Source organism: Chthonomonas sp. (assembly GCF_035294505.1).
GTDB lineage: Bacteria > Armatimonadota > Chthonomonadetes > Chthonomonadales > Chthonomonadaceae > Chthonomonas.
Genome location: NZ_DATGKU010000014.1, coordinates 1 through 2797, shown reverse-complemented (window position 1 = coordinate 2797; position 2797 = coordinate 1). Strand labels below are relative to the sequence as shown.

Genomic DNA, 2797 nt, shown 5'->3' with positions numbered 1-2797 from the left:
TCCGCCACAGCCACAACAATCGGAGAGTTCGAGAAGGCGTTTCAGGAGGCACTCAGGGTGGCTCAAAACGGTAGGCCCGCTATGGTTGACGTCCACCTACCCAAGGCAACGGGACCCACACCCTCAGTTGTTCCCTAAGCGGAGCATAACGCGTTGGGCTGACAGGGGAACGGCAGCCCTCGCCCTTCAGGGTGGGGTGGAAGTCAGCCATGTGTCTATCCACCTTTACCCATGAACTCATCGAGTGTTCTGGTTACGAGTAGCTGCCTGAGTAGGGTGCTTCCCCTCAGCCAGCTCAGCCTTGAGGTCTTCATTAACCCCAGTACGTGTTCAAGCGCCGCCCCCGTGTTTTCGAAGCAGCGCAGCTTGGTGAGCGCGAGCTTAACACCCTCCCTGACACGCCACACCCCAAGCGGGGCAAGCCACTCCCTGTCCACCTCCATGAACACGAAGACCCCCGCTTGCCTGTTCACACTATAAAGATGGCTTGCAACAGCGAGCCTAGCGGCATAGTAAGCGCCGCCGAGGTTTGACGCGTAAGTACTCCTCCCAAGGTGGTCCTCCCAATCCGAGGGCACCAAGTATGACTCATCTGAGGCAGCACCAACGTATGGAGCCCAGCTCTCAAGCATCTCATACCACCACCCCCTACCCCCCACTAGGATGACTCCGAAGGAGTTCCCAAGAGCCCTGTGGAAGCCAGCCATTGTCACGTCGAGTGTGGGCATACTTCTTATCCTCTCTATAAGCCTCTTAGAGACTACGTCGTCAACGGCGGTTATACTCCACCTAGTGGGTACAAGCTTTCTCCTCCTACCCAGCAGGCCTGCGGAGAGCAGCCTCTGAGTGTGGTCCACCTTCACACCGGAGCGCCAAAGCTCGACAACACCCTCCCCCGCTGGGAGGTCACGGTCACCCACCACACGTTCAACCGCCTTGGGCACTGAGGGGTTGGATACGTACACTATTGACTCAAGCCTAGCTGAGGAGCCCATTGGGGGAGTGTAGAAACTGAAGCTCGGCCTACCACTCAGAGGGGAGCCGAGTCGGGCCTCTACGTCTACAGGCCTAGAGCCGAGAGCCACCTCCTGGACGCGTCCAAGCAGGCCAGTGTTTGTTTGGATGTGAACATCCAGTTTAGTCATGAGCCTCACGAGTGAGAGGCGCATCTCGATGAGTTTAGGGAAGCCAAGGTCAATCCACTTGGATGAATCCTCGTAGATCCCTGTGTCACCACTATCCAGTGGCACAAGGGGGCCACCCATTATCATAGGGTAGCCCGCCTCACCCATGAATGCTGAGGGAGGCGAGGAGCCGTAGATGCTCCCACCCGCTTGGACCCGCACATTATAGAGGCTCGCAGCCTCCGCTATAAGCGGGCACGGTGAAACACCGCAGAGATGTTTGACCCCCTTACAAGACGCACACATCCATGGATTTTCCCGAACAACCTTCGGAATCCTCAAACCAAACAAATAGACACGTTGAGGAATATAACACTTACCACAATATAGTAATTATACACTTTCCAAGACCTCGTGCTTCGGGGCGGGGTGGCTCACCCTGAACAGCTCAGCTCCCCGTGATTCTTACTCCACCCACGTAGCTTTGAACCACTCTGAGCTTGGGTTGGGTCTCCATCACGACTAGGTCGGCTGCTTTACCCACCTCTATTGACCCAATCTGGGTTTCGAGGTGGTTGGCGTAGGCTGAATTGTACGTGTAGCAGGTTATCGCTTCCTGCAGGCTTAGCTTCTGCTTGGGGTGGGGTGGGTTGAGTGCTAGGCTTATGCCGTACACTGGGTCAAGCGGCATCGAGTCGGAGCCGAAGGCCACCCTAACACCACGCTCAAAGAGGCATCTAAAATGATTATTAACCGATAGTATTTGTGGGCCAAGCCTTCTCTCGTATAGTCCTCCTGGAGCCGACCATTGGAGGAAGTTGGGTTGCATGCTGCACACGATATCCACTTCATCATCCTCCAACTCCTCGGGGATTACTAGCTCATTGTGCTCCACTCTAAGCCTCCTACCCCTGAACTTCTTGGAGACCCTTATAACCTGGTTTACGGCTAGGTCCCCTATAGCGTGCGTCATCACCTCCATCCCCGAGCTGAGTGATTCACTGTAAATCGCCTCAAGCTGTGAGTCCGTGTAGAGTAGGTGTGGCGCCCCCTCACCGTCCACGTAGCCCGAGGATACTGCGGCTGTTCGCGCACCAATAGAGCCATCAGCGAACAGCTTCGTGAACCCAGCGTAAAGGTTTGAGGCGAGCTCCCCACCTGTACGCCACCGCCTCCCCGTTAACCCAATAGGTGAGAAAACAACCCTCATTAGCGGAGGCCTCCTAAAATAATACTCTATGTTATCCGGTTGACCAATGTCGCACACCGCAGTCACACCCTTCTCTAGGCAATACTCCTGCGCCCTCTCCATCCAACCGCCTAGGTCAAACCCCTCAGTAATCTTCGATTCGAGTTTTACTAGCTCACCCTCCCTGACTACACCCGAACTGGACACCTCCACACCCATGCCCCTTGCAACCGTGATTCCTCTATAGTTCAGCACCCCCATGTGGCCGTCAACACGCACAGCCAGAACCGGATTCTCACCCCCAATTTCATCAGGTGTTAGGTAGTCCCCGCCACCCCATTGGCTCTCATCCCACCCACGCGCGTAAACCCACCCGTTCATAGTGGGTTTAGCGTGCCTCAGGTAGCCCACCACTTCATCTCTCGGCTTACCCTGGAGGTCAACCGTGGCAAGCTTGAAAGCCGTGGAGCGCAGGTGGGCGTGG

2 protein-coding genes are annotated in these 2797 nt (G+C 56.0%); both read right to left on the bottom strand.

The window, feature by feature from the left end; translation table 11 throughout:
* Nucleotides 1-215: 215 nt before the first annotated feature.
* Nucleotides 216-1430: a hypothetical protein gene (locus VKV18_RS00430; RefSeq protein ID WP_324202254.1), complete on the bottom strand. Its 1215-nt coding sequence runs from the start codon at nucleotides 1428-1430 to the stop codon at nucleotides 216-218.
* A gap of 142 nt (nucleotides 1431-1572) precedes the next feature.
* Nucleotides 1573-2797, bottom strand: a 1225-nt coding sequence (locus VKV18_RS00425; RefSeq protein ID WP_324202253.1) for an amidohydrolase, incomplete at its 5' end; no start/stop codon positions are given.